This window comes from Bradyrhizobium sp. 35 (genome assembly GCF_023073215.1).
GTDB lineage: Bacteria > Pseudomonadota > Alphaproteobacteria > Rhizobiales > Xanthobacteraceae > Bradyrhizobium > Bradyrhizobium canariense_D.
The window spans coordinates 162,568-183,316 of sequence record NZ_JADPJC010000056.1 but is presented as its reverse complement, the minus strand read 5'-3'; the positions used below and the strand labels follow the sequence as shown (position 1 = coordinate 183,316).

Sequence of the window (20,749 nt, the reverse complement as noted above, 5' to 3'; positions counted from 1 at the left end):
TTTCTGCCCGAACGGCTTCGGCGCAAGCCTACCGATCCAATCAACCCGCGGAGCGGGCGGAGACCGACGGATTAGCCGTTAGGAACTCCGGCCGCTGCAGTGTGTTGGTGGGCGCAACGTCGCGCGGCGAGAGGCTGCGCGCCCATTCGGAGGGATCGGACCATGAAACGAATGATTATCGCAGCTGCTTGCGTGCTGCTCGCAGGCCCCGCACTCGCCCAGTCGCTCGGCGAGAAAACCGGCGTCAACTCGGCGCTCGGCGTCGCGCCCGCCACCGCCGACTTCGTCAAGGAAGTCGCCATCAGCGATATGTTCGAGATCGAGTCGAGCAAGCTCGCCGAGCAGAAAGGCAACGCGCAGGAGAAGACCTTTGCGCAACAGATGGTGACCGACCACACCAAGACCAGCAGCGAACTTAAGGGCCTTGTCAGCGGCGGCAAGGTGCAGGCGACGCTGCCGACAGCACTCGACAGCTCGCATCAGAGCAAACTCGACAAGCTCAAGAGCGCGAATGGCAAGGACTTCAGTTCGGATTACAATTCGTACCAGGTCAGCGCCCATGAGGACGCGGTCTCGCTGTTCGAGCGTTACGCCAAGGGCGGCGACAATTCCGACCTGAAGGATTGGGCCGGCAAGACGCTGCCGGCGCTCAAGCACCATCTCGACATGGCCAAGGAGCTCGGCAAGGCGCCGAGCGTCGGTCAGACCAAGTAAACATCTTACGAGGACGCCGGCCCTACCGGCGTCCTCTCGTTTTGCAACGATGCCTGTCTCCGCGCAGTGAGATCGAAGATCGCGGAGATCGTCATGACACATCACGACAAGACTTCAGTATCCCGCCGGCACGTCGTCCAAGCGGCGAGCGCAACGCTCGCTGCTGCTTCGCTGGCCTCTTCGACAGCGGAGGCATGACGCCGCTCGGCCGTTCCGGCCAGCCCGCCGAACTGGCCTCGATTTATGTGCAGCGTGCCGCGGCCGACGCGAGCAATGCGACCGGCTAGGTGTATGGGTCCGCTGGTGGATCGGGACAGCCGTAGTCGGCGCGGCAGACTTATGCCACGAGGCAGAGCCCAGGAACCTTCTTTGTCTCCGGGCTTTACAAAACTGTCATGAAGGACATCACGCTTGCAGACCGATGGCATTAGTAGAGGTTAAACCTAGCCGGATCGACACCGCGATCGCGGATACGATCGCTGATCACACCAATTCAGGCATCGAGCACACGGCGCAGACATTGACCTGGGCTGCCGACGAGCACGTGCTGCTCGCGCTGGCCGCGGCAGGGTGGCTCTACACTCATATTTGGCAGCCCCAACAGCGCCCCGTTGCAAATCACGTTGTGGCCGTGTCGCTGGCGACTGCCGTCCTCCCGCATGTCCTGAAATCCATATTCGATCAGACCAGGCCAGACCGGCTGACCATACGCGGACACCGACATGGAGTACCCATCTCAGGACAGGCGCGCGACGCCTTCCCGTCCGGTCACGCGGTCCATATGGGCGCACTTGCCTCGGCGGCGGGCCTGCTGCCGAAAACGCCGCGTCGGTTGGTGCGTGCGATTGCGGTCGCACTTTCGCTGACACGGATTGCGGTACTCGCGCATTGGGCAAGCGACGTCGTCGCAGGCTTTGCGCTGGGCGCGGCCGTAGAGAGACTCTTGCGGCCATGGACACTGACGCAATCGTTGCGCAAGCAGCTCACTTGGCGGAAACGGCCATGACCGAATATGTCGTGCGCTTCATCGCCGGTGGCATCATCGTCTCCGCTTTTGCGATCTTGGGGGATATGCTCAAACCCAAAAGCTTTGCGGGGTTGCTCGGCGCAGCACCGTCAGTTGCACTGGCGACGCTCGGCATCGCCGTCGTCCAGCACGGCCCGCAATATGCCGCGGCAGAAAGCTGGACGATGATCTATGGCGCGGTCGCGCTCGGCTGCTACAGCGTCGTCGTCTGCCATCTGCTGATCAGATACTGTGTGTCCGCGCTGCCGGCGACCGTCCTTGCTGGTATCGTGTGGCTTGCGGTCGCCTTCGGCCTGCTCGCCGGCTTTGGAGGTGCGGCCTGATGCCGGTCAAGCTGTCGCTCTCCGCGCTGAAGCAGACGCGCTGGTACGAATACGGCATTCGTTTCCTGCTCGGTGGCCTGGCGACCGTGCTCACGGGGGTTCTGGGAGCGCGCTTCGGTGTTTCCGTCGGCGGACTTTTCCTTGCGCTTCCCGCCATCTTCTGCGCGAGCGCAACGCTGGTCGAAAGCCATGAACGCCGCACCAAGGAGAAGGCCGGCCTCAGCGGCACGCGCCGCGGACAAGAGGCCGCCGGGCTCGACGCGGCTGGTGCCGCCTGGGGAAGCATCGGTCTCCTGGCATTCGCCGCCGTCTTTCATGTTACCGTGGCCGCAAGCGTTCCGGGCGCTTTCGCCGCCGCGTTGATAGCTTGGGCCGTGGTTTCGGTATTGGCCTGGGGGCTCAGGCGCAAGCTGCGCATCGTCTCCCGCAAACCGCCCCGGTCAGCCCATTCGCCATCAGCAAAGGGTTCTCCCCTTACGAAGCGTTAGCCCGCTTTGGCATGCATTGACGGCTGCAATCTCGGCGGTTGAAGGCCCGGGCTGTTGGCCCAGCGCTCGACCTGCTCGATGACCTTCTGGTGGCTGGGGCGCACCGGCCTGGGTGCTTCGCTCTCTTCGACATGTGTGCGGGGCAATCTGACTTCGTTCGTCATGACGTCTCTCCCATTTGCCGGGAGTATACACCTGTCAAAGGATCTTTGCATCACATAAGTTATTGATTTCATTATATTTCTGGCTAACTTGGCGTCATAGCCGCATCTTGTGGAACCGCGGCCGAATGAGTTCGTTGAGTAAACTACTCAACTTGCTCATTTTGGGTGATTGATCATGAACGACCTTCGCGCCGAGCGGCTCCAGGTCATGCTGTCACCGGAAGAACTGGCCGCGGTGGACGACTTCCGGTTCAAACATCGCATGCCGACGCGAGCCGCGGCCGTGCGCGAGCTCCTGAAGCTCGGACTGGCCACCGCCGCAGTCGATGCAGGGGCGAATGTCAAATCGAGCAGGTTCGGAGTTTTCGGGCGGGGCCCGGACGGCCATACGCAACCGCATCCCGAGCGCGGCTCCGAGGATTAGTCCAGCCTGATGCTCAAGCAAACGGCCCCGGCACGGGGTGCCAGGGCCGTCCTTGGAGATTACTTCCGGATCACCGGGGGCATGACAACCGGAAGCAATCCCTCGACTCTTCGCGTGCGAATTCGTTCCTGAAGGAATTAGCCGCTCGGCGCGTCGCCGGAATCATCGGGCGCCATGCCGGAACCGGGCGTCTTGCTGTTGTCGTTCAGCTTGGGATCGCGCGTGGCCTCACGAGAGGGCGAGCCCTTTGGCTCCGACTTGTGCACGGTCTGCGCACGCTGCTTGTCCCGCGGCTGCTGTTCACCGCGCTGATCTCTGATGATGCCTTGGTCGGAATGGGCCATGATAGCTCTCGCCTCTTTGCTGTCTCGAAGCGCTTACGCGCCGGAGCGTCGAAGGTTCCGACCCGCGAGATCAGACTGCTAACTGTGCGCTGAGTGCACCGGGGTCGATGCATTTTCGTGATGCACCTGCCGCACTGTCGTCACGGTGGCGAACGCGACCGACACGCCAAAGGCGAGGATGAGCGAAAGAAGAGCCAGACGTGGAGCCATTGCAAAAACCTCCTGAAATAGGAAATCAACGCGATCGACTGTTACGAATGATCCTGCTTGTTGTCCGTGCGCAGTCTCACACGCAGATCCACGAACACGACAGAATTACGCATCCTGCTTTTGAGGCCTGCGCGTTGGAACGGGCGGCACCTCGCCGTCGAGCCAATCCTGCTCGTCGGCAAGTGCCGTCCACGCATTCGCCATGCGCAGAAAACGATTGTGTGCCGGCTGTGCTTCGGCCCTCTCGGCGAGCTGGAGGCAGTTGTCGGCGTTATCCCTGAAGATCTCGGACTGTTTCATCAACATGAATTGGGGACGGAACCGACGCGTCGCAACCGCCCTTACCGGATCGTAACATCTGCGGAACTTTCGACCGCCGTCCGCCATTGGACGTCCATGCGGATTCTTCTCGCGATGGTTTTGGCGTTCATCAGCACTGCACCGCTTGCCGACAGCACCGGAGAGCGACGGCCGACCGGCCGCACGCCGACCGCAACCGAGACCATCAGCGACCTCTACACTTTCAGCCGCTTTCAGCAGGGCTTGCTGGAGAGCACCGACCTGAAGGGCAATGCCGAGGTCAAGAACCTCGCCGCCCTGCGCGCCGAAGAAGCAGCCCGGCGCGACAAGGCCCTGAAACAGATTCAGGAGACGATCGGCACCGAACCGCGCGTCGCCAAGACGACCTCGGCGAGCGCGAGCCTGGTCGAGCCCGAAACTTCGGACGGACCGACTTTCGTCAGAAGCTTCTATGCCGCGCAGATTCCCGAGTATGAATCGGTGATCGACCTGCTCGAGCGCTATCTGAAGGCGCCCGACAATGCCGCGCTTGCAACATTCGCGCGCGAGCAGCTCCCACTGTTGCGCTCACAGGTCAAAGACGCCGAGCGCACCATGGCAGACAAGTAGCCGTTTATTTATTGTTCGGATGACTTTGCTGGCTCTCCGGCCGCACGGTGCGGTCGCTCTCCGGCATCCGGTCCCGGCCGGCATCCCCATTGTCATCCTTCCCGCCCGAAGTCGAGGTGCCGCTACCGCTGGGATTGGACCGGGTCGACGCACCCGTAGTTGGTGTGTCCGCGCGTGGGGTGGCGGAGCTTGCGGCGGGGTCGCCGGTCACCGCACCACGGCCGCTGGGCGCGCCGCCTTGTGCGAACGCCGATCCAGCCAACAACATCACGGTGCCGATCACGGCAAATCCTGCTTTCATGTGCGCTCTCCCTGTATTCGAGGCTAACAGCAGGACTAGCGGTCCGTTCCGGAAGCGATGACCGAGGCCCGAAACGGGCCCCAAAGGTGTCTTCCCTCGGCAGAAATCAGGAACCCAATGGAACCATTCCGAGGTATCGCTATTATGTTAATCGGGCTGAGCAAAGCAGGTTCCACGTCCTGGCGCCGTAACGTTGGCGCTTGATTTCGAATTTGGCTGACGCTCTATTTTGATAATCCGCGTCTTGCCTGGGAATCGGCTGACGCCTGCGGGGGACAAATTATGAGCGACCTCGATCCCGGATCTGCATCACGTTCCGGTCGTCGCGTTCCAAAGCCAAAAACCAACGGCATGTCGGAGCCCGATTCCCGGGCAGAATTGCTGCTCGCCCTGCAGGCCATGCGCAACGGCGATTTCTCCGTGCGCATGAGCGGCGACTATCTCGGCATCGACGGCAAGCTCGCCGACACTTTCAACGACATCATCGCCGCCAATCAGCGCATGGCGCAGCAGCTCGAACTGGTCGGCCAGGTGGTGGGCCGCGAGGGCAAGACCCGCCAGCGCGTGAAGTTTGGGCTGGCCTCCGGCTCCTGGGCCGACATGGAAGGCTCGGTCAATACGCTGATCGACGATTTGCTGTGGCCGACGCGCGAGGTGACGCGCGCGGTCGCAGCCGTGGCGCAGGGCGACCTGCTCCAGACCGTCAAGCTCGACGTCGATGGACGCCCCCTGCGCGGCGAATTCCTGCAGTCGGCGACCATCGTCAACACCATGATCAAGCAGCTCGGCGTGTTCACCTCCGAGGTGACGCGCGTGGCGCGCGAGGTCGGCACCGAAGGCAAGCTCGGCGGCCAGGCCCAGGTGCCTGAGGTGACCGGCGTCTGGAAGGATCTGACCGAGAGCGTCAACTCGATGGCGAACAACCTGACCAACCAGGTTCGCAACATCGCCGAGGTGACGATCGCAGTTGCGAACGGCGACCTCTCGAAGAAGATCACGGTCGACGTCCGCGGCGAGATCCTTCAGCTCAAGGAAGCCATCAACACGATGGTGGACCAGCTCCGCTCCTTTGCGTCGGAAGTGACGCGCGTGGCGCGCGAGGTCGGCACCGACGGCAAGCTTGGCGGCCAAGCCATCGTGCCAGGTGTCGCCGGCACCTGGAAGGATCTCACCGACAGCGTCAACGCGATGTGCGGCAATCTCACCGCACAGGTGCGCAACATCGCCAACGTCACCACCGCCGTGGCCCGCGGCGACCTGTCGCGCAAGATCACGGTGGACGTGCGCGGCGAAATCCTGGAGCTGAAGGACACCATCAACACCATGGTGGACCAGCTCAACTCGTTCGCCTCGGAAGTGACGCGCGTCGCGCGCGAGGTCGGCACCGAAGGCAAGCTCGGCGGCCAGGCCCAGGTGCCGGGCGTCGCCGGTACCTGGAAGGACCTCACCGACAACGTCAACTTCATGGCGTCGAACCTCACCGCGCAGGTCCGCAACATCGCCGACGTTGCCACCGCCATCGCGAGCGGCGACCTCTCCAAGAAGATCACGGTGAACGTCTCGGGCGAAATCCTTCAGTTGAAGGAAACGCTCAACACGATGGTCGACCAGCTCAACGCCTTCGCCGGCGAAGTCACGCGCGTCGCGCGCGAGGTCGGCACCGAGGGCCGGCTCGGCGGCCAGGCCAACGTGCCCGGCGTCGCCGGCACCTGGAAGGACTTGACCGAGAGCGTCAACTCGATGGCCTCGAACCTCACCGCGCAGGTCCGTAACATCGCCGAGGTGACGACCGCGGTCGCGGGCGGCGATTTGTCGAAAAAGATCACCGTCGATGTCCGCGGCGAGATCCTCGAGCTGAAAGACACCATCAACACCATGGTGGACCAGCTCAACGCCTTTGCCGGCGAAGTCACGCGCGTTGCCCGCGAGGTCGGCACCGAAGGCAAACTCGGCGGCCAGGCCCAGGTGCGCGGCGTCGCCGGCACCTGGAAGGATCTCACCGACAGCGTCAACTCGATGGCCTCGAACCTGACCGGCCAGGTCCGCAACATCGCCGAAGTCGCGACCGCGGTGGCCAAGGGCGATTTGTCGAAGAAGATTACCGTCAACGTGTCAGGCGAAATCCTTCAGCTGAAGGAAACGCTCAACACCATGGTGGACCAGCTCAACGCCTTCGCCGGCGAAGTCACGCGCGTCGCGCGCGAAGTCGGCACCGAAGGCAAGCTCGGCGGCCAGGCCGAAGTCCCCGGCGTCGCCGGCACCTGGAAGGACCTCACCGACAGCGTCAACTCGATGGCGGGCAACCTCACCGCCCAGGTCCGCAACATCGCCGAAGTTGCGACCGCGATCGCCGGCGGCGACTTGTCGCGCAAGATCACCGTGGACGTGCGCGGCGAGATCCTTCAGCTCAAGGACACGCTGAACACGATGGTCGACCAGCTCAACCGCTTCGCGGGCGAGGTGACGCGCGTGGCGCGCGAGGTCGGCACTGAAGGTCGGCTCGGCGGCCAGGCCAACGTGCCCGGCGTCGCCGGCACCTGGAAAGACCTCACCGACAGCGTCAACTCGATGGCGGGCAACCTCACCGCCCAGGTCCGCAATATCGCCGAAGTCACCACTGCCGTGGCGCGCGGCGACCTCTCGCGCAAGATCACCGTCGACGTCCGTGGCGAGATTTTGGAGCTGAAGAATACCATCAACACCATGGTGGACCAGCTCAACGGCTTTGCCGGTGAAGTGACGCGCGTGGCGCGCGAAGTCGGCACCGAAGGCAAGCTCGGCGGCCAGGCCGAGGTGCCCGGCGTTGCCGGCACCTGGAAGGATCTCACCGACAACGTCAACTTCATGGCCTCGAACCTCACGGCTCAGGTCCGCAACATCGCCGAGGTCGCGACCGCGATCGCCGGCGGCGACCTGTCGAAGAAGATCACGGTGGACGTGCGTGGCGAAATTCTGCTGCTCAAGGACACCTTGAACACCATGGTCGAGCAGCTCCGCTCCTTCGCCGCGGAAGTGACGCGCGTCGCGCGCGAGGTCGGCACCGAGGGCCGGCTCGGCGGCCAGGCCGTCGTGCCCGGCGTCGGCGGCACCTGGAAGGACCTCACCGACAACGTCAACCTGCTGGCCGCGAACCTCACCACCCAGGTCCGCAACATCGCCGAAGTCACCACCGCCGTCGCGCGCGGCGACCTGTCGCGCAAGATCACCGTCGACGTGAAGGGCGAAATTCTCGAGCTCAAGAACACCATCAACACCATGGTGGACCAGCTCAATGCCTTCGCCGGCGAAGTGACGCGCGTTGCCCGCGAGGTCGGCACCGAAGGCGAACTCGGCGGCCAGGCCCAGGTGCCCGGCGTCGCCGGCACCTGGAAGGATCTCACCGACACGGTCAACTTCATGGCGGCGAACCTGACCGAGCAGGTCCGCGGCATCGTCAAGGTGGTGACCGCGGTCGCCAACGGCGATCTCAAGCAGAACCTCACCGTGAAATCGAAAGGCGAGGTCGCGGCGCTCGCCGACACCATCAACAACATGACCGAGACGCTCGCGACTTTCGCCGACCAGGTGACGTCGGTGGCGCGCGAGGTCGGCGTCGAGGGCAGGCTCGGTGGTCAGGCCGACGTGCCCGGCGCCGCGGGCACCTGGAAGGACCTCACCGGCAACGTCAATTTGCTGGCAGCCAACCTCACCTCGCAGGTGCGCGCGATTGCGGAAGTGGCGACCGCCGTGACCAAGGGCGACCTGACGCGGTCGATCCAGGTCGACGCCCGCGGCGAGGTCGCAGAGCTGAAAGACAACATCAACACGATGATCACGAACCTCCGTCTCACGACGGACGTGAACACCGAGCAGGATTGGCTGAAGACCAATCTGGCGAAATTCACCAACATGCTTCAGGGCCAGCGCGACCTCACCACCGTCGGTCGCCTGCTGCTGACCGAATTGTCGCCGCTGGTGAATGCGCATACCGGCGTGATCTACCAGGTCGAGAATGAAGAGAATCCGCGGCTCCTGCTGCTTGCCTCCTATGCCGGCGACGGCGTCTATCCGTATCCGCGCGTGCTGCCATTCGGCGACGGCCTGATCGGCCAATGCGCGCTCGACCGGCGCCCGCGCGTGATTGCGGACATTCCGGCCGACGTGGTGCCGATCAATTCGGCGCTGCTTCGCGTCGCGCCGAAGAACCTCGTGGTGCTGCCGGTGCTGTTCGAAGGCCAGGTCAAGGCGGTCATCGAGCTCGCCTCGCTCACCTCCTTCACCACCTCGCAGATGACCTTCCTGGAGCAGCTTACGGACTCGATCGGCATTGTGCTCAACTCGATCGAGGCGACGATGCAGACCGAGGGCCTGCTCAAGCAGTCGCAGCAGCTCGCCGGCGAGCTCCAGACCCAGCAGCGCGAATTGCAGCAGACCAACGACCAGCTCGAACAGAAGGCGCAGCAGCTCGCCGAGCGCAACGTCGAAGTCGAGCGCAAGAACCAGGAGATCGAGCAGGCCCGGCGCGCACTGGAGGAAAAGGCGACCGAGCTCGCACTGACCTCGAAGTACAAGTCCGAATTCCTGGCCAATATGAGCCACGAGCTGCGCACGCCGCTGAACTCGATCCTGATCCTCGGCCAGCAGCTCACCGACAATCCGGACGGCAATCTTACCGGCAAGCAAGTCGAATTCGCCCGCACCATCCATGGCGCCGGCACCGACCTGCTCAATCTCATCAGCGACATTCTCGATCTTTCCAAGATCGAGTCCGGTACGGTGACGGTCGACGCCGAGGAAATCCTGACCGCGAATCTGCTCGAGACGGTCGGGCGGCCGTTCCGTCACGAGGCGGAGAACCGCAATTTGTCGTTCAAGATCGACGTCGATCCGAATCTTGCGCGCAGCCTCGTCACCGATTCCAAGCGCCTGCAGCAGGTTTTGAAGAACCTGCTCTCCAACGCCTTCAAGTTCACCGCCGAGGGCGAAGTGCGCCTGAAGGTCGCCGCCGCGGTCGGCGGCTGGGGCACGGATCATCCCGTGCTGAACTCGGCGCCGGCCGTGATCGCATTCGAAGTGTCCGATACCGGCATCGGCATTCCGCTGGAGAAGCAGAAGCTGATCTTCGAGGCGTTCCAGCAAGCGGATGCCGGCACCAGTCGCAAATATGGCGGTACCGGCCTCGGCCTTGCGATCAGCCGCGAACTCGCAAGCCTGCTCGGCGGCGAGATCCACCTGCGCAGCTTGCCGGGCAAGGGCTCGTGCTTCACGCTTTACCTGCCGCTGAAATATTCCGGCCCGACGCTCGCGCCCCGCGCAACGCCCCAACAGAGCCAGCCGCCGGCGCTGCAGCCCGCGACAGCCGAACCGCAGCGCGTGATCGAGCAGCTTCCCGACGACCGGCTCAACCTCGAACCCGGCGATAGCATCCTCCTGATCGTCGAGGACGACCCGCACTACGCGCGCGTGTTGGTCGACCTCGCCCGCGACAAGGGATTCAAGGTGCTGGTCGCGGCCCGCGGCGCGGAGGCGCTGGAGCTTGCAAAGCAGTACCAGCCGAGGGCTGTCTCGCTCGACGTATTCCTGCCGGATATGCTCGGCTGGACCGTGTTGAGCCAGCTCAAGCACAATCCGCTGACCCGCCACATCCCCGTGCAGATCATCACGCTCGACGAGGACCGCCAGCATGCGCTGGCGCGCGGCGCCTTCTCCTTCGTCAACAAGCCGACGACGACCGAGGGTGTCTCGGCCGCGCTGACCCAGATCAAGGAATATGCGCGACCGCGGCGCAAGCGGCTGCTCATTGTCGAGGACAACGAGGCCGAGCAGCTCTCGATCCGCGAGCTCCTGCATCACGACGACATCGAGATCGTGACGACCGGCACCGGTGCCGACGCGCTCTCGATGCTGCGTGAGAACCCCTGTGATTGCGTCGTGCTCGACCTGCGCCTGCCCGACATGACCGGCTTCGAGGTGCTGGACCAGATCCGCAATGACGAGGCGCTCTCGAACGTTCCGGTGGTCGTCTTCACCGGCCGCGAGCTGTCGGCCGAGGAAGATGCGGAGCTCCACACCATGGCGCGGAGCATCGTGGTCAAGGGCGTGGAATCGCCGGAGCGCCTGCTCGACGAGACCGCGCTGTTCCTGCACCGCGTGATCACGGAGTTGCCGATCGAGAAGCAGCGCATGCTCGAGAAGCTGAACAGTTCCGACGAAGACCTGATCGGCAAGACCGCCCTGCTCGTCGACGACGACGCCCGCAACATCTTTGCGCTGTCGAGCGTGCTGGAGCGGCGCGGCATGAAGGTGCTGACGGCCACGACTGGCAACGAGGCGGTGGCCCTGGTCGAATCCAACCCGGAGATCGCCATCGTGCTGATGGACATCATGATGCCGCAGATGGATGGCTATCAGACCATCGGCGTCATTCGTGAAAACCCCACCTTCGCCCGTCTTCCGATCATCGCGTTGACGGCCAAGGCCATGAAGGGCGACCGCGAGAAATGCCTCGAGGCCGGCGCGTCCGACTATCTCGCCAAACCCGTCAACACCGATCAATTGCTGCTTGCAATCCGCATGTGGCTGCACCGCTGAGTTGGATGCCCGTATGGACCACGAAAAGGTCAACATCCTCCTCGTCGACGACCAGCCGGCCAAGCTGCTCGCCTATGAGGTGATCCTGAAGGATCTCGGCCAGAACCTCGTGATCGCCTCGTCCGGTCGCGAGGCTCTGGAGGTGCTGCTCAAGACCGAGATCGCGGTGATCCTGGTCGACGTCTGCATGCCCGAGCTCGACGGCTTCGAGCTCGCCGCGATGATCCGCGAGCACCCGCGCTTCCAGAAGACCGCGATGATCTTCATCTCGGCCATTCAAGTCAGCGACATCGACCGCCTGCGCGGCTACGAGATGGGCGCCGTCGACTACGTCCCGGTGCCGGTCGTGCCGGAGGTGCTGCGCGCCAAGGTCAAGGTGTTTGCAGAGCTCTATCGCAAGACGCGCGAGCTCGAACGGCTGAATCAGGACCTCGAGGACCGCGTGCGTGCACGCACCGCCGAGCTTGAGAATTCCACAGCAAAGCTGCGCGAGAGCGAAGAGCGGCGCAGCATGGCGATCGCCGCCGGCAAGATGGGCTCCTGGGACTGGGACTGGATCACCGGCGACTGGATGTGGGACGAGGGCCAATACCGCATCTTTGGTGTTGGCCCGGAGAGCTTCGAGGTGAATCCGGCCAACGTTCAGGCGCTGTTGCATCCGGATGACGTCGATCAGTTGCGCAAGGCGATCGCCGAATTCAACAAGGGCACGCGCTCCTATGAAACGGAGTTCCGCATCGTGCGGCCCGACGGCGATGTGCGCTGGTGTGTCGGCACGGCCGCCGCCACGGTTGACGATAGCGGTCGGGTCATGCGCGTCAGCGGCGTGACGGTGGACATCACCGAACGCAAGCGCGCCGAGGAACGGCAGACTCTCCTGGCGCGGGAAGTCGATCATCGCGCCAAGAATGCGCTGGCGCTGGCGCAATCGATCGTGCGCCTCACCCGCGCCGACGAGGTCAAAGCCTATGTCAGCGCCGTCGAGGGACGCATCAATGCACTGGCGCGCGTGCACACGATCCTGTCGCTATCGAGCTGGCAGGGCGCCGAACTCTCGAAGCTGATTGACGAGGAGCTTGCGCCCTATTCCCTCGGCGGCCAGATCAAATTGGCGGGGTCGGAAGTTCAGTTGCTGCCGGCAACCGCCCAGACGCTGGCGCTGGCGCTGCATGAGCTTTTCACCAACTCGGCGAAATATGGCGCGCTCTCGACGCGGACGGGACGGCTCGCAATCGGCTGGCAGGTCGAGGACGAGCTGCTCACGCTGACCTGGGAGGAATCCGGCGGCCCGCTCGTCATGACGCCGAAATCCCGCGGCTTTGGTACGCGGAGCCTGCTTGCGAGCGTCGAGTCCCAGCTCGGCGGGCAGGCGCGATTCGATTGGCGCGCCGAGGGTCTGCTGTGCCGGCTCGAGGTGCCGTTGGTCCGCAAGACTGCCGCGACGACCGCGCCCGGCAACTTCGAAGCCGCCAGCTCCGCCGAATTGCAACGCGCTTCCGGCTAACCGGAGGCCGCACTCTTCCTGCGCTGCGTCGTTTGCGGCTCGCGCGCGACCCGTCCTTCGAGCCAGGCTTCTGTTTGGGCGAGATCGCGCAGAGCCTTGGCATAGCGGCACGCCGCGCTTCGCTCCGCGCCGCGGGGCAGCTTGCGCGCTTTGCGGAGGATGTCCGCAGCGGCATTACGATAAGCCAGAGAGCGATAGAGAAAGACCACCTTACCCATATCGAATGTTCCCGTATTGCGCGGTCATTCTCGCCCACCCGGCATGAACGTCGGATGAAGCGGACGATGACAATTCCTTCATGCGGGTGGAACCGGCGCGTGTCGCAGGCGTTGCATGCGAGATTGGGATAGAGTTCCATGCGCGCGAAGAAGTCGTCTGACCTGATCTCTCCCAGCGGGCTCGTCAAGCTGATGACGCACGCGATGATGGGCGCAGCCTTAGGACTCGCTTTCAGCCTCTTGCTCGTGCTGTCCAATCCCGGCGTCGCCAATTTGCTGAGTCACGGCGGAAGGCAGGCCGTTGTCGTTTTCGCCCTCACCTTGGTGACGACGTTCGCGATCGGCGCGACACTGACCGGCGTCGTTTTCATCCTGGCCGAGGACAAGCAATCTTGAACTATGCGTGCTTTACCGGAATTCTTTGTTCGGAACTCCTGCGACGAATGGCAGTTGGCTGCCTGCGTCAATTCAACTCAGGGAGTTCCCGCAGATGAAGACCACCAAGCTCGCTCTTGCCGTGATGTTGGCAACCGGCCTCGCCGCTGCACCGTTCGCCGTGCAGGCCAAGTCGCACAAGGCAAAACACAGATCATCGATGTCATCGTCGCAGACCACCACGGGCGCCAACACCAAGTCCTCCAAGGGTGCTGATCCCTCCGGTCAGGGCGGCTCCGGCCCCGGCTCCGACCAGGGCGGCACCATGACGAACAACAAAGCCGGCATGAGCAACACCAAGTAGGCGTTCGTCGAAAACACGAAGGCCCCGCGATCGCGGGGCCTCTTGCTTTGGTATTCGAACAGACTTCTCTCGGGCCGCTTCGTCAACATGCGGTATCGACGAGCCCCGCACCTCGCGTTGCGCGTAGGCTTCAGCTACGATGGCTGCCCAGGATGTCAGGATGAACGCCTGCAGGATCTGACTTCACCAGATGGTCGAGTCGTGCGCGCTTGCGCGCGATCAAGAGCTGGGCCGCGGCGTCGTCGAGCCCCTCGCGTTGCAGCTGCCGGATGGCAGAGCCCAGTTCGAGAATCTCGGCGCGCAGCTTTAGAATCCGGTATGCATCCGGGTCTTCCTCCACCATGCGCTCCCAAGGCTCTCAGCGGCGCGCGATCACGCGCAGAGGACTACCTGATGTCTTCGCGGAACGAAGGCGCATCCTATCGCGGACATTCGGCAGGACATCGCCGCCACCTGCAGCCTTCCATTCGCCGATCAGCAGATTGATTTTCCGGCGCAGATCCATATGCGCCAGGGCCTTCTCCGTGCAGTCCCGATCGCGCTCGACAAGCTCGCGTACGGCCGCCTCGACATCGGCCATTTCCAGCCTCAAGGCGCTGATTTTACGTCGAATTTCATTAATTTTGTTGTCCATGACTTGTTAGAACAAAATAAGAACATATAGTCAAGTCACGATTTCAGAAGGGAGAAGCGACATGCAGGTTCAAGGTAAATACGATGCCAAGTCTTTCCTCACCGAGCAGATGACGCGGGCGCAGGGCCTCCGGCTGAAACGGCTGAGCGAAGAGGCGTATCAGCCCGCGCAATACGCGCGGGATCTGTCCTCCAGCGAGGCAGCACGGCGCATTCAGGTGCTGGAAGCGGAGATCGAGCTGGCGGATTCGTTCTAGGCTAGGTCGCCCATCCGGAACGTTGCTTGCGCTTTCGGAACCATGCCTGTCCCGGATTGTTTTCCCAGGCCAAGGGAGAACATGCATGGCACGCAAGGCAAAGAAGCGCCGCTACTCGCGCAGCTCCGGCAGCGATGTCGAAGGCGAGATGAAGCGCTACAAGAAGGGGACCGCGAAAAGCGGACCGGGCGGTCGAGGCGGACGCGTGAAGAGCCGCAAGCAGGCAATCGCGATCGGCCTGTCGAAAGCGCGCAAGAAGGGCAAGAAGGTCCCGAAGAAGGCCGCGAAACGAAAGACGTCCAAGAAGACGTCAAAGAAGACATCTCGGAAAACATCCAAGAAGACTTCGAGAAAGAGTTCGAAGAAGACGTCGAAGCGCAAATCCTCCAAACGGTCGCGCTGACCTCAGTCAGATCATGCTGCCCGGCATGAAGCAGCGGATCGAAACGCCGAACGCGGTCTTCACCGGCCACACCATGGTGCGGCCGGCCCGGTTCGGCTCGGTGATCACGGCTTCGTCCGGTACCTCGACCCACTCGCCGTCGAGCCGCACGCGGTAATGTCCATTGTGCGAGTCCCAATCGGGATCGGCGACCGCAAACCCATCCGCATCCGAGCAGCACGGACCGAGATGGCTGCGCAGGCCGTCGAACCACGGCTTGAGAGGTGAGTCCGCGTAGCGGCCGTCGTCGCGCCCGAGAGCGTTTCCACCCCATAGCACGAGTGGCGCTACCAACGGCGCCACAAGCAGCGCACTTCTCAGCGAGAGCTTCAATCGATCCATGTCGGCACCGATCAAATACGAATTGCCGGCCGGCTCAGCGGCGGCAAGTTCGAAGTTCCACGCTTGCAATCGTCGGCGGCTTCATTGCCGCCGAGTCCGTACGAGATCCGCAATTGTGATGAGCGAACACGGCTTTTTCGGACGAAACCGGGTCATCCTCCCTGCCGTTAACGAGAATGTTATCGGCGATGTGCGGAAATCCTGAAGGCGAACGGGAAAGGCGGCCCGAAGGCCGCCTTTTTGGAGTTGCGCCGATCGACGTTCGCCTTATGCGAGCGGCACCGCCACGAACCGGGTCGTCTGCGCGCTTCTGACCTGCAGCAGCACGCTGCGCTTGCCGGACGATTTCGCCTGCGCCAGCTCCGAACGGACATCGCCGATATTGGCGACGGCGTTGCCGCCCACGTTGAGGATGACGTCGCCGGTCTGGATGCCGCGTTGCGCGGCCGGGCCTTGCGGATCGACTTCAGTGACGACGACGCCCTTCTGGCCGGCGCCCTGCACGTCGCCCGCCGGAGCCAGGCTAAGCCCGAGACGCGGCGGCATGCCGGCATCTGGCTGCGACTTGCCCTCGTCGGCTCTAGCCTGCCGCTCGTTCGGCAACTCGCCAAGCGCCAGTGTCACCGTCTTGCTGTCGCCCTTGTGGACGACATCGAGCTTCACGGACGTGCCCGGCGCCAGGGTGGCGATGGTGCGGGCGAGATCGCGGGAATCCTTGATCGCGGTGCCGTTGACGGCGGTGATGACGTCGCCCGCCTCGATGCCCGCCTTCGCCGCCGGGCTGCCGTCCTGCGGATTGTCGACGATCGCGCCGCGCGCCTCCTTGAGGCCCAGACTGTCGGCGATATCCGACGTCACCGGCTGCACCTGGACGCCGAGCCAGCCGCGCGTGACCGCGCCCTTGTCCTTCAACTGTGCGACGACGAGCTTTGCGGTCGAAGCCGGAATGTCGAAGCCGATGCCGACCGAGCCGCCGGAGGGCGAGAAGATCGCAGTGTTCACGCCGATCACGTTGCCGTTCATGTCGAAGGCCGGGCCGCCGGAATTGCCCTTGTTGATCGGCGCGTCGATCTGGATGAAGTCGTCATAGGGACCATTGCCGATGTCGCGGCCGCTGGCCGAGACGATGCCGGCGGTCACGGTGCCGCCGAGGCCGAAGGGATTGCCGACCGCGACCACCCAGTCGCCGATACGCGGCTTCTGGTCGGAGAATCTGACGAACGGAAAATTCTTCTTGCCCTCGACCTTGATCAGCGCGAGATCCGTTTTCGGATCGGTGCCGACCACTTTCGCGCTGTAGATGGTGCCGTCGTCCATCGTCACTTGCACCGATTCGGCGTGATCGACGACGTGGTTGTTGGTCACGGCATAGCCGTCGGCGGAGATGAAGAAGCCGGAGCCCTCACCCGTGATCATCTGGCGGCGCTGGCGCGGCATGCCCTCCATGCCACCCGGGCCGCGGAAGCCGAATTGCCGCGAGAACTGGTCGAACGGCGTCGCCTCGTCCGAATCCATCCGGTTCTGTTGCAGCATCGCGCTCTTATCATTGTTCTGGTCGATCCTGACCCGCACCGAAATGACGGCGGGTTTGACCTTGCTGACGAGGTCGCCGAAGCCCGGCGGTGTCGCGGCGGTCTCCGCGGCCTGGGCGGGCGCAATGAAGGAGGTCGCGCTGAACGGCGAAGAGCCGGGAGCAGTCGCCAGCACGGCCACGCCAAGCGCGGCCACGGTGCCGAGCAGCGCGAGCCGGCGCGGCCTCAGGACCTTGCGGGACGTTGTGGTGTCGGAATTGACGTGATCGCTCATGTCGATATGTCCATGTTGGGTAAGTCGCCTTGCACCCAACATGGTGGTCGCCACCTTACAGCGTCCCGTCCACGCGATTAAATCTTGGCAAAGTAGCCGGGGCCGGCGATACGGCCAAAGGTCAAGGCTGCACGTTTGATGCAGCTCAACGCGGGCCATGCGCACCGTGGAAGACTGCGGCCACCGGATGATGTCCATCGGAGGCCCGTCATGTACAAAGACATTCTCGTCCACATCCCCACCGAGCGGCCAATCCGCCCGGTGATCGACGGCTCGATCTCGCTCGCAGCGGGCCTCAACGCCCATCTCGATGCAGTTGCGGTTGGCTATGTGGCAACCAGTGCGGCCTATATCATGGAGGGCGGCGCTGCGGTGGCGGCGGTGTTCGAGATGGAGCGCGAGAGTGCAGTGGAGCGGGCCGAGGCGGCGCTCGCGGTATTCAAGAGCAAAGCGATGAACGCCGGCATTTCCTACACATGCCACCCACTCGGGGCGATGCCGGGGGATGCGGTCGGCTTGCTCGGCGAGATCGCGCGGCTGCACGATCTCAGCATCGTGCTCCAGCCGGATCCGGCGCAAGGCTCACTCGACAACGATGTGCCCGGCGAGATCCTGTTCCAGGCGGGTGGCCCGGTGCTTTTCCTGCCCTACACCTTCCATGGAGCGTTCAAGGCGAAACGGATCGGCATCTGCTGGGATGGCAGCCGCCTCGCCGCGCGCGCTATGCGCGACGCCGCACCATTCCTGGCCCGCGCCGAGGAGATCGTGATCATTGCGATCAACGAAACAGATATGGTTCCCGAGGAAGTCTCGACGCGCAATCTGGCAAGGCATCTCGGCCGGCGCGGACTGTCGACCCGCACGGTCAACCTGATTCAGCCGACCATGCTGTCGCTGGCAGCCGATGAGAACCTGGATATTCTGATCATGGGCGGCTACGGCCATTCGCGTTTGCAGGAGCGGTTCCTCGGCGGCGTCACCCGCGCCATGCTGGAGCCATGACCGTCCCGACGCTGATGTCGCATTAATCGAGGGCTTATCCAGGTCGGGCCGGTCACAGGCCTTGTCGTTCGGGCTGACAACCGCGTCCTTGAGCGGTGCCGGCATCGGCAAGTTCAGGTCATATTCGAACACGTTGGACCGTCACGCCGCGGCGGGTCTCTCCCACGCCGTGGCCTCGACGCCGTCCTCGTCTTGTTGCGCATTGCACGCGTCGAAATGCGCCTTGAGTTCGACTTCGGCGAGATGTTCGAAATGTTCGGCCTGGCCGAGCAGTTCCCAGCTCTGGAGCGGCCGGTAGGCGGCCTGCTGACGACAGAGGGACGCTAGCGCGCGGTAGCGACGTACGTTGTCCATGAGACCCTCCCTCGCATTCACAGAGCTTATTGCCCTTATTTGCGTCAGGGCGATGGCGGTTGTGCAAAAGATTTGCTGCGCCCGCCGCGCGCTTGTCTCGCTTGTTTCTAGGCAAACGCGTATCGAGGCGAAAGTTCCAATCAGCGCGACTCAACGCTTCGGACCTTACCGCAGGCCAGGGCTAGGGTTGTGGGTCATCCTCGTATGTCTGCAGTGCAAAGGGGCACGCCCTGGCACACCCCATTGCGGTGCCGGCTCGCCCGCCTGTATCCGGCAGTCTACCGGATGAGCGCGGGCTCACCGGCACGCATTGTCTGCGCCGAACTATGTTGCAGCATCGGAACCCTGCCGGCTTCCGCAGCGGCGCGGATGGCCGCGATGTTGCCGGCATAGTCCGCGCTGCTCTTGCCGCGAAACACGGCGGAGCCCGCTACAAGCGTATCGGCGCCCGCAGCGGCCACGGCGGCGGCATTGTCGCGCGTGATGCCGCCGTCAACCTCGAGCCGGATCGGCCGGTCGCCTATCATGCTTCGAATACGCCCGATCTTCTCGAGTTGGGATTCGAGGAAGGACTGGCCGCCAAAGCCCGGATTGACCGTCATCACCAGGACGAGGTCGAGGCGATCGAGCACATATTCGATCGTGCTTTCGGGAGTCGCGGGACACAGGCTGACGCCGGCTTTCTTGCCGAGCGCGCGGATGGCCTGGAGCGAGCGATCGAGGTGCGGACCGGCTTCGGCATGCACCGTGATGACATCCGCGCCGGCCTTCGCGAACGCTTCGAGATAGGGATCGGCGGGCGCGATCATGAGATGCACGTCGAACATTTTCTTCGTCAGCGGCCGGATCGCCCTGATGACGTCCGCGCCATAACTGATGTTCGGGACGAAATGCCCGTCCATGACGTCGCAGTGAATCCAGTCGGCACCCGCCGCATCGATCGCCACGATCTCCTCGCCGAGGCGGGCGAAATTCGCAGCCAGGATTGACGGCGCGATGAGGATTTCTCTCGTCATGGCTTCGCACTCCCCTGCGCGTCCGCACCGCCGCTGAAGACGCGACTCGCCAGGACGTCCATGGGATCGATCGTTTCGAGGTCGGCGATATCGAGCATGCGGTCGAGATCGGACACCAGCCGATCGGCCTGCCGCAGGCGGATGCGGTCGACGGCGTTGCGGATCGAGCGCGCATTGGAGAAGAACGGCTGGGTCCGACGTAGCGCGATGTATTTCTCGAACGCCTCGCGCGCCGCCGCCGAGAGGCGATAACCCCGTTCCTTCAGCATCAGCTCGGCGATGACGAGCAGCTCGGCTTCCGCATAGTCCGGAAAGTCGATGTGATGCGCGATCCGCGAACGGAAGCCGGGATTAGAGGCAAAGAAGCTCGTCATCCGCTCGCCATAGCCGGCAAGGATCACGACGAGGTCCTCGCGCTGGTTTTCCATCACCTGGAGCAGGATCTCGATCGCCTCCTGGCCGTAGTCGCGCTCGTTGTCGGGACGGTGCAGATAATAGGCCTCGTCGATGAACAGCACGCCGCCCATCGCCTTCTTCAGGATCTCCTTGGTCTTCGGCGCGGTGTGGCCGATATACTGGCCGACCAAATCGTCGCGCGTCACCGAGATCACCTGCCCGCGCCGCACGAAACCGAGGCCGTGCAGGATCTTTGCCATGCGCAGCGCGACCGTCGTCTTGCCGGTGCCGGGATTGCCGGTAAACGACATATGCAGCGTCGGTGGCGACGAAGCCAATCCCGCACGCTGCCGGATACGTTCGATCAGCAAGAGCGACGCGATCTGGCGCACGCGGCTCTTCACCGGCTTCAATCCGATCAGCTCCTGCTCGAGCTGCTGCAGCGTGCCCGTGATTCCAGCCTCTTCGGCCTCCTTGCGGAGATCGAAACTGGTCTCGCCGGGCTCAGTGGTCACGGCGTGGGGAACATCCAGCATCGGCACCTCGAAGAAAAGGGCTTCGCCGCG

At 63.6% G+C, this 20,749-nt stretch carries 24 protein-coding genes and 2 pseudogenes; 14 read left to right on the top strand and 12 right to left on the bottom strand.

Annotation, left to right across the window (positions count from 1 at the left end; genetic code table 11):
- Nucleotides 1–162 precede the first annotated feature (162 nt).
- The 5 genes and pseudogenes from IVB36_RS12720 to IVB36_RS12700 all read left to right on the top strand — a co-directional run bounded on the left by IVB36_RS12720 (nt 163) and on the right by IVB36_RS12700 (nt 2,552).
- On the top strand, nt 163–714 hold the full coding sequence (locus IVB36_RS12720) for a DUF4142 domain-containing protein (RefSeq protein WP_085352563.1): 552 nt from the start codon (nt 163–165) through the stop codon (nt 712–714).
- Between the two features lie 188 nt (nt 715–902).
- Nucleotides 903–1,001 (top strand): annotated as a pseudogene (locus IVB36_RS12715) (NAD(P)-dependent oxidoreductase); the annotation flags it as partial.
- Nucleotides 1,002–1,135: 134 nt separating this feature from the next.
- Nucleotides 1,136–1,720, top strand: coding sequence for a phosphatase PAP2 family protein (locus IVB36_RS12710; RefSeq protein ID WP_247298602.1), 585 nt, complete (start codon nt 1,136–1,138; stop codon nt 1,718–1,720).
- On the top strand, nt 1,717–2,064 hold the full coding sequence (locus tag IVB36_RS12705) for a DUF3147 family protein (protein ID WP_018456208.1): 348 nt from the start codon (nt 1,717–1,719) through the stop codon (nt 2,062–2,064). Before IVB36_RS12710 ends, IVB36_RS12705 begins: the two co-directional genes overlap by 4 nt.
- The gene (locus IVB36_RS12700; protein WP_247369254.1) at nt 2,064–2,552 is read left to right on the top strand and encodes a DUF3147 family protein; all 489 of its coding nucleotides are present in this window, start codon (nt 2,064–2,066) and stop codon (nt 2,550–2,552) included. The genes IVB36_RS12705 and IVB36_RS12700 overlap by 1 nt, the downstream gene beginning before the upstream one ends.
- Here the strand turns inward: IVB36_RS12700 and IVB36_RS12695 are convergent.
- Nucleotides 2,549–2,716: a hypothetical protein gene (locus IVB36_RS12695; protein WP_162847273.1), complete on the bottom strand. Its 168-nt coding sequence runs from the start codon at nt 2,714–2,716 to the stop codon at nt 2,549–2,551. The genes IVB36_RS12700 and IVB36_RS12695 overlap by 4 nt on opposite strands.
- Before the next feature lie 175 nt (nt 2,717–2,891).
- Here IVB36_RS12695 and IVB36_RS12690 point away from each other — a divergent pair, with 175 nt between their 5' ends.
- Entirely contained in the window at nt 2,892–3,140 is a 249-nt protein-coding gene (locus IVB36_RS12690) for a hypothetical protein (RefSeq protein WP_018456205.1), read from the top strand.
- A 137-nt stretch (nt 3,141–3,277) separates the two neighbouring features.
- Here the strand turns inward: IVB36_RS12690 and IVB36_RS12685 are convergent, their stop codons facing one another.
- Together IVB36_RS12685 and IVB36_RS12680 are read right to left on the bottom strand one after the other, a co-directional pair.
- Nucleotides 3,278–3,484 (bottom strand): hypothetical protein, encoded by a 207-nt coding sequence (locus IVB36_RS12685; protein ID WP_007594775.1) that lies wholly within the window; start codon nt 3,482–3,484, stop codon nt 3,278–3,280.
- A gap of 315 nt (nt 3,485–3,799) precedes the next feature.
- Complete coding sequence (locus IVB36_RS12680; protein WP_026233106.1) at nt 3,800–3,994, bottom strand: hypothetical protein; 195 nt, start codon at nt 3,992–3,994, stop codon at nt 3,800–3,802.
- Between the two features lie 96 nt (nt 3,995–4,090).
- Here IVB36_RS12680 and IVB36_RS12675 point away from each other — a divergent pair, with 96 nt between their 5' ends.
- Nucleotides 4,091–4,603, top strand: coding sequence for a DUF4142 domain-containing protein (locus IVB36_RS12675; RefSeq protein ID WP_085352567.1), 513 nt, complete (start codon nt 4,091–4,093; stop codon nt 4,601–4,603).
- Nucleotides 4,604–4,607: 4 nt separating this feature from the next.
- Here IVB36_RS12675 and IVB36_RS12670 read toward each other — a convergent pair whose 3' ends face one another.
- A complete protein-coding gene (locus IVB36_RS12670) occupies nt 4,608–4,904 on the bottom strand; it encodes a hypothetical protein (protein ID WP_085352568.1) in 297 nt (98 codons plus the stop codon).
- 282 nt (nt 4,905–5,186) lie between these two features.
- On the opposite strand from IVB36_RS12670, the gene IVB36_RS12665 reads away from it, so the two are divergent.
- Entirely contained in the window at nt 5,187–11,474 is a 6,288-nt protein-coding gene (locus IVB36_RS12665) for a HAMP domain-containing protein (RefSeq protein WP_247391537.1), read from the top strand.
- Nucleotides 11,475–11,487: 13 nt separating this feature from the next.
- Nucleotides 11,488–12,978, top strand: a complete 1,491-nt coding sequence (locus IVB36_RS12660) for an HWE histidine kinase domain-containing protein (RefSeq protein ID WP_085352570.1) — start codon at nt 11,488–11,490, stop codon at nt 12,976–12,978.
- Here IVB36_RS12660 and IVB36_RS12655 read toward each other — a convergent pair.
- Entirely contained in the window at nt 12,975–13,196 is a 222-nt protein-coding gene (locus tag IVB36_RS12655; protein WP_018456200.1) for a hypothetical protein, read from the bottom strand. The genes IVB36_RS12660 and IVB36_RS12655 overlap by 4 nt on opposite strands.
- Nucleotides 13,197–13,334: 138 nt before the next feature.
- Here IVB36_RS12655 and IVB36_RS12650 point away from each other — a divergent pair, with 138 nt between their 5' ends.
- On the top strand, nt 13,335–13,592 hold the full coding sequence (locus IVB36_RS12650; protein ID WP_018456199.1) for a hypothetical protein: 258 nt from the start codon (nt 13,335–13,337) through the stop codon (nt 13,590–13,592).
- 94 nt (nt 13,593–13,686) lie between these two features.
- Complete coding sequence (locus IVB36_RS12645; RefSeq protein WP_247369257.1) at nt 13,687–13,935, top strand: hypothetical protein; 249 nt, start codon at nt 13,687–13,689, stop codon at nt 13,933–13,935.
- Between the two features lie 130 nt (nt 13,936–14,065).
- Here IVB36_RS12645 and IVB36_RS12640 read toward each other — a convergent pair whose 3' ends face one another.
- Both IVB36_RS12640 and IVB36_RS12635 read right to left on the bottom strand, forming a co-directional pair.
- A complete protein-coding gene (locus IVB36_RS12640) occupies nt 14,066–14,278 on the bottom strand; it encodes a hypothetical protein (RefSeq protein WP_018456197.1) in 213 nt (70 codons plus the stop codon).
- Nucleotides 14,279–14,293: 15 nt separating this feature from the next.
- Nucleotides 14,294–14,515 (bottom strand): hypothetical protein, encoded by a 222-nt coding sequence (locus IVB36_RS12635; RefSeq protein ID WP_247391580.1) that lies wholly within the window; start codon nt 14,513–14,515, stop codon nt 14,294–14,296.
- A gap of 115 nt (nt 14,516–14,630) precedes the next feature.
- Between IVB36_RS12635 and IVB36_RS12630 the strand changes: the two genes are divergently transcribed.
- Nucleotides 14,631–14,825, top strand: coding sequence for a DUF3072 domain-containing protein (locus IVB36_RS12630; protein ID WP_018456195.1), 195 nt, complete (start codon nt 14,631–14,633; stop codon nt 14,823–14,825).
- Nucleotides 14,826–14,910: 85 nt separating this feature from the next.
- Nucleotides 14,911–15,228, top strand: a complete 318-nt coding sequence (locus IVB36_RS12625) for a DUF6496 domain-containing protein (RefSeq protein WP_018456194.1) — start codon at nt 14,911–14,913, stop codon at nt 15,226–15,228.
- 6 nt (nt 15,229–15,234) lie between these two features.
- On the opposite strand, the gene IVB36_RS12620 is transcribed toward IVB36_RS12625, so the two are convergent.
- The gene (locus IVB36_RS12620) at nt 15,235–15,609 is read right to left on the bottom strand and encodes a hypothetical protein (RefSeq protein WP_026233103.1); all 375 of its coding nucleotides are present in this window, start codon (nt 15,607–15,609) and stop codon (nt 15,235–15,237) included.
- Nucleotides 15,610–15,876: 267 nt separating this feature from the next.
- Nucleotides 15,877–17,415, bottom strand: coding sequence for a Do family serine endopeptidase (locus tag IVB36_RS12615; RefSeq protein ID WP_247369259.1), 1,539 nt, complete (start codon nt 17,413–17,415; stop codon nt 15,877–15,879).
- 210 nt (nt 17,416–17,625) lie between these two features.
- Between IVB36_RS12615 and IVB36_RS12610 the strand changes: the two are divergent.
- Nucleotides 17,626–18,443, top strand: a pseudogene (locus tag IVB36_RS12610) (universal stress protein).
- 115 nt (nt 18,444–18,558) lie between these two features.
- On the opposite strand, the gene IVB36_RS12605 reads toward IVB36_RS12610, so the two are convergent.
- The 3 genes from IVB36_RS12605 to cbbX form a co-directional block, all read right to left on the bottom strand.
- A complete protein-coding gene (locus IVB36_RS12605) occupies nt 18,559–18,771 on the bottom strand; it encodes a hypothetical protein (RefSeq protein ID WP_018456190.1) in 213 nt (70 codons plus the stop codon).
- 278 nt (nt 18,772–19,049) lie between these two features.
- Nucleotides 19,050–19,787 (bottom strand): ribulose-phosphate 3-epimerase, encoded by a 738-nt coding sequence (gene rpe, locus IVB36_RS12600; RefSeq protein WP_018456189.1) that lies wholly within the window; start codon nt 19,785–19,787, stop codon nt 19,050–19,052.
- Complete coding sequence (gene cbbX / locus IVB36_RS12595) at nt 19,784–20,719, bottom strand: CbbX protein (RefSeq protein WP_247369261.1); 936 nt, start codon at nt 20,717–20,719, stop codon at nt 19,784–19,786. Before cbbX ends, rpe begins: the two co-directional genes overlap by 4 nt.
- Nucleotides 20,720–20,749: the final 30 nt, after the last annotated feature.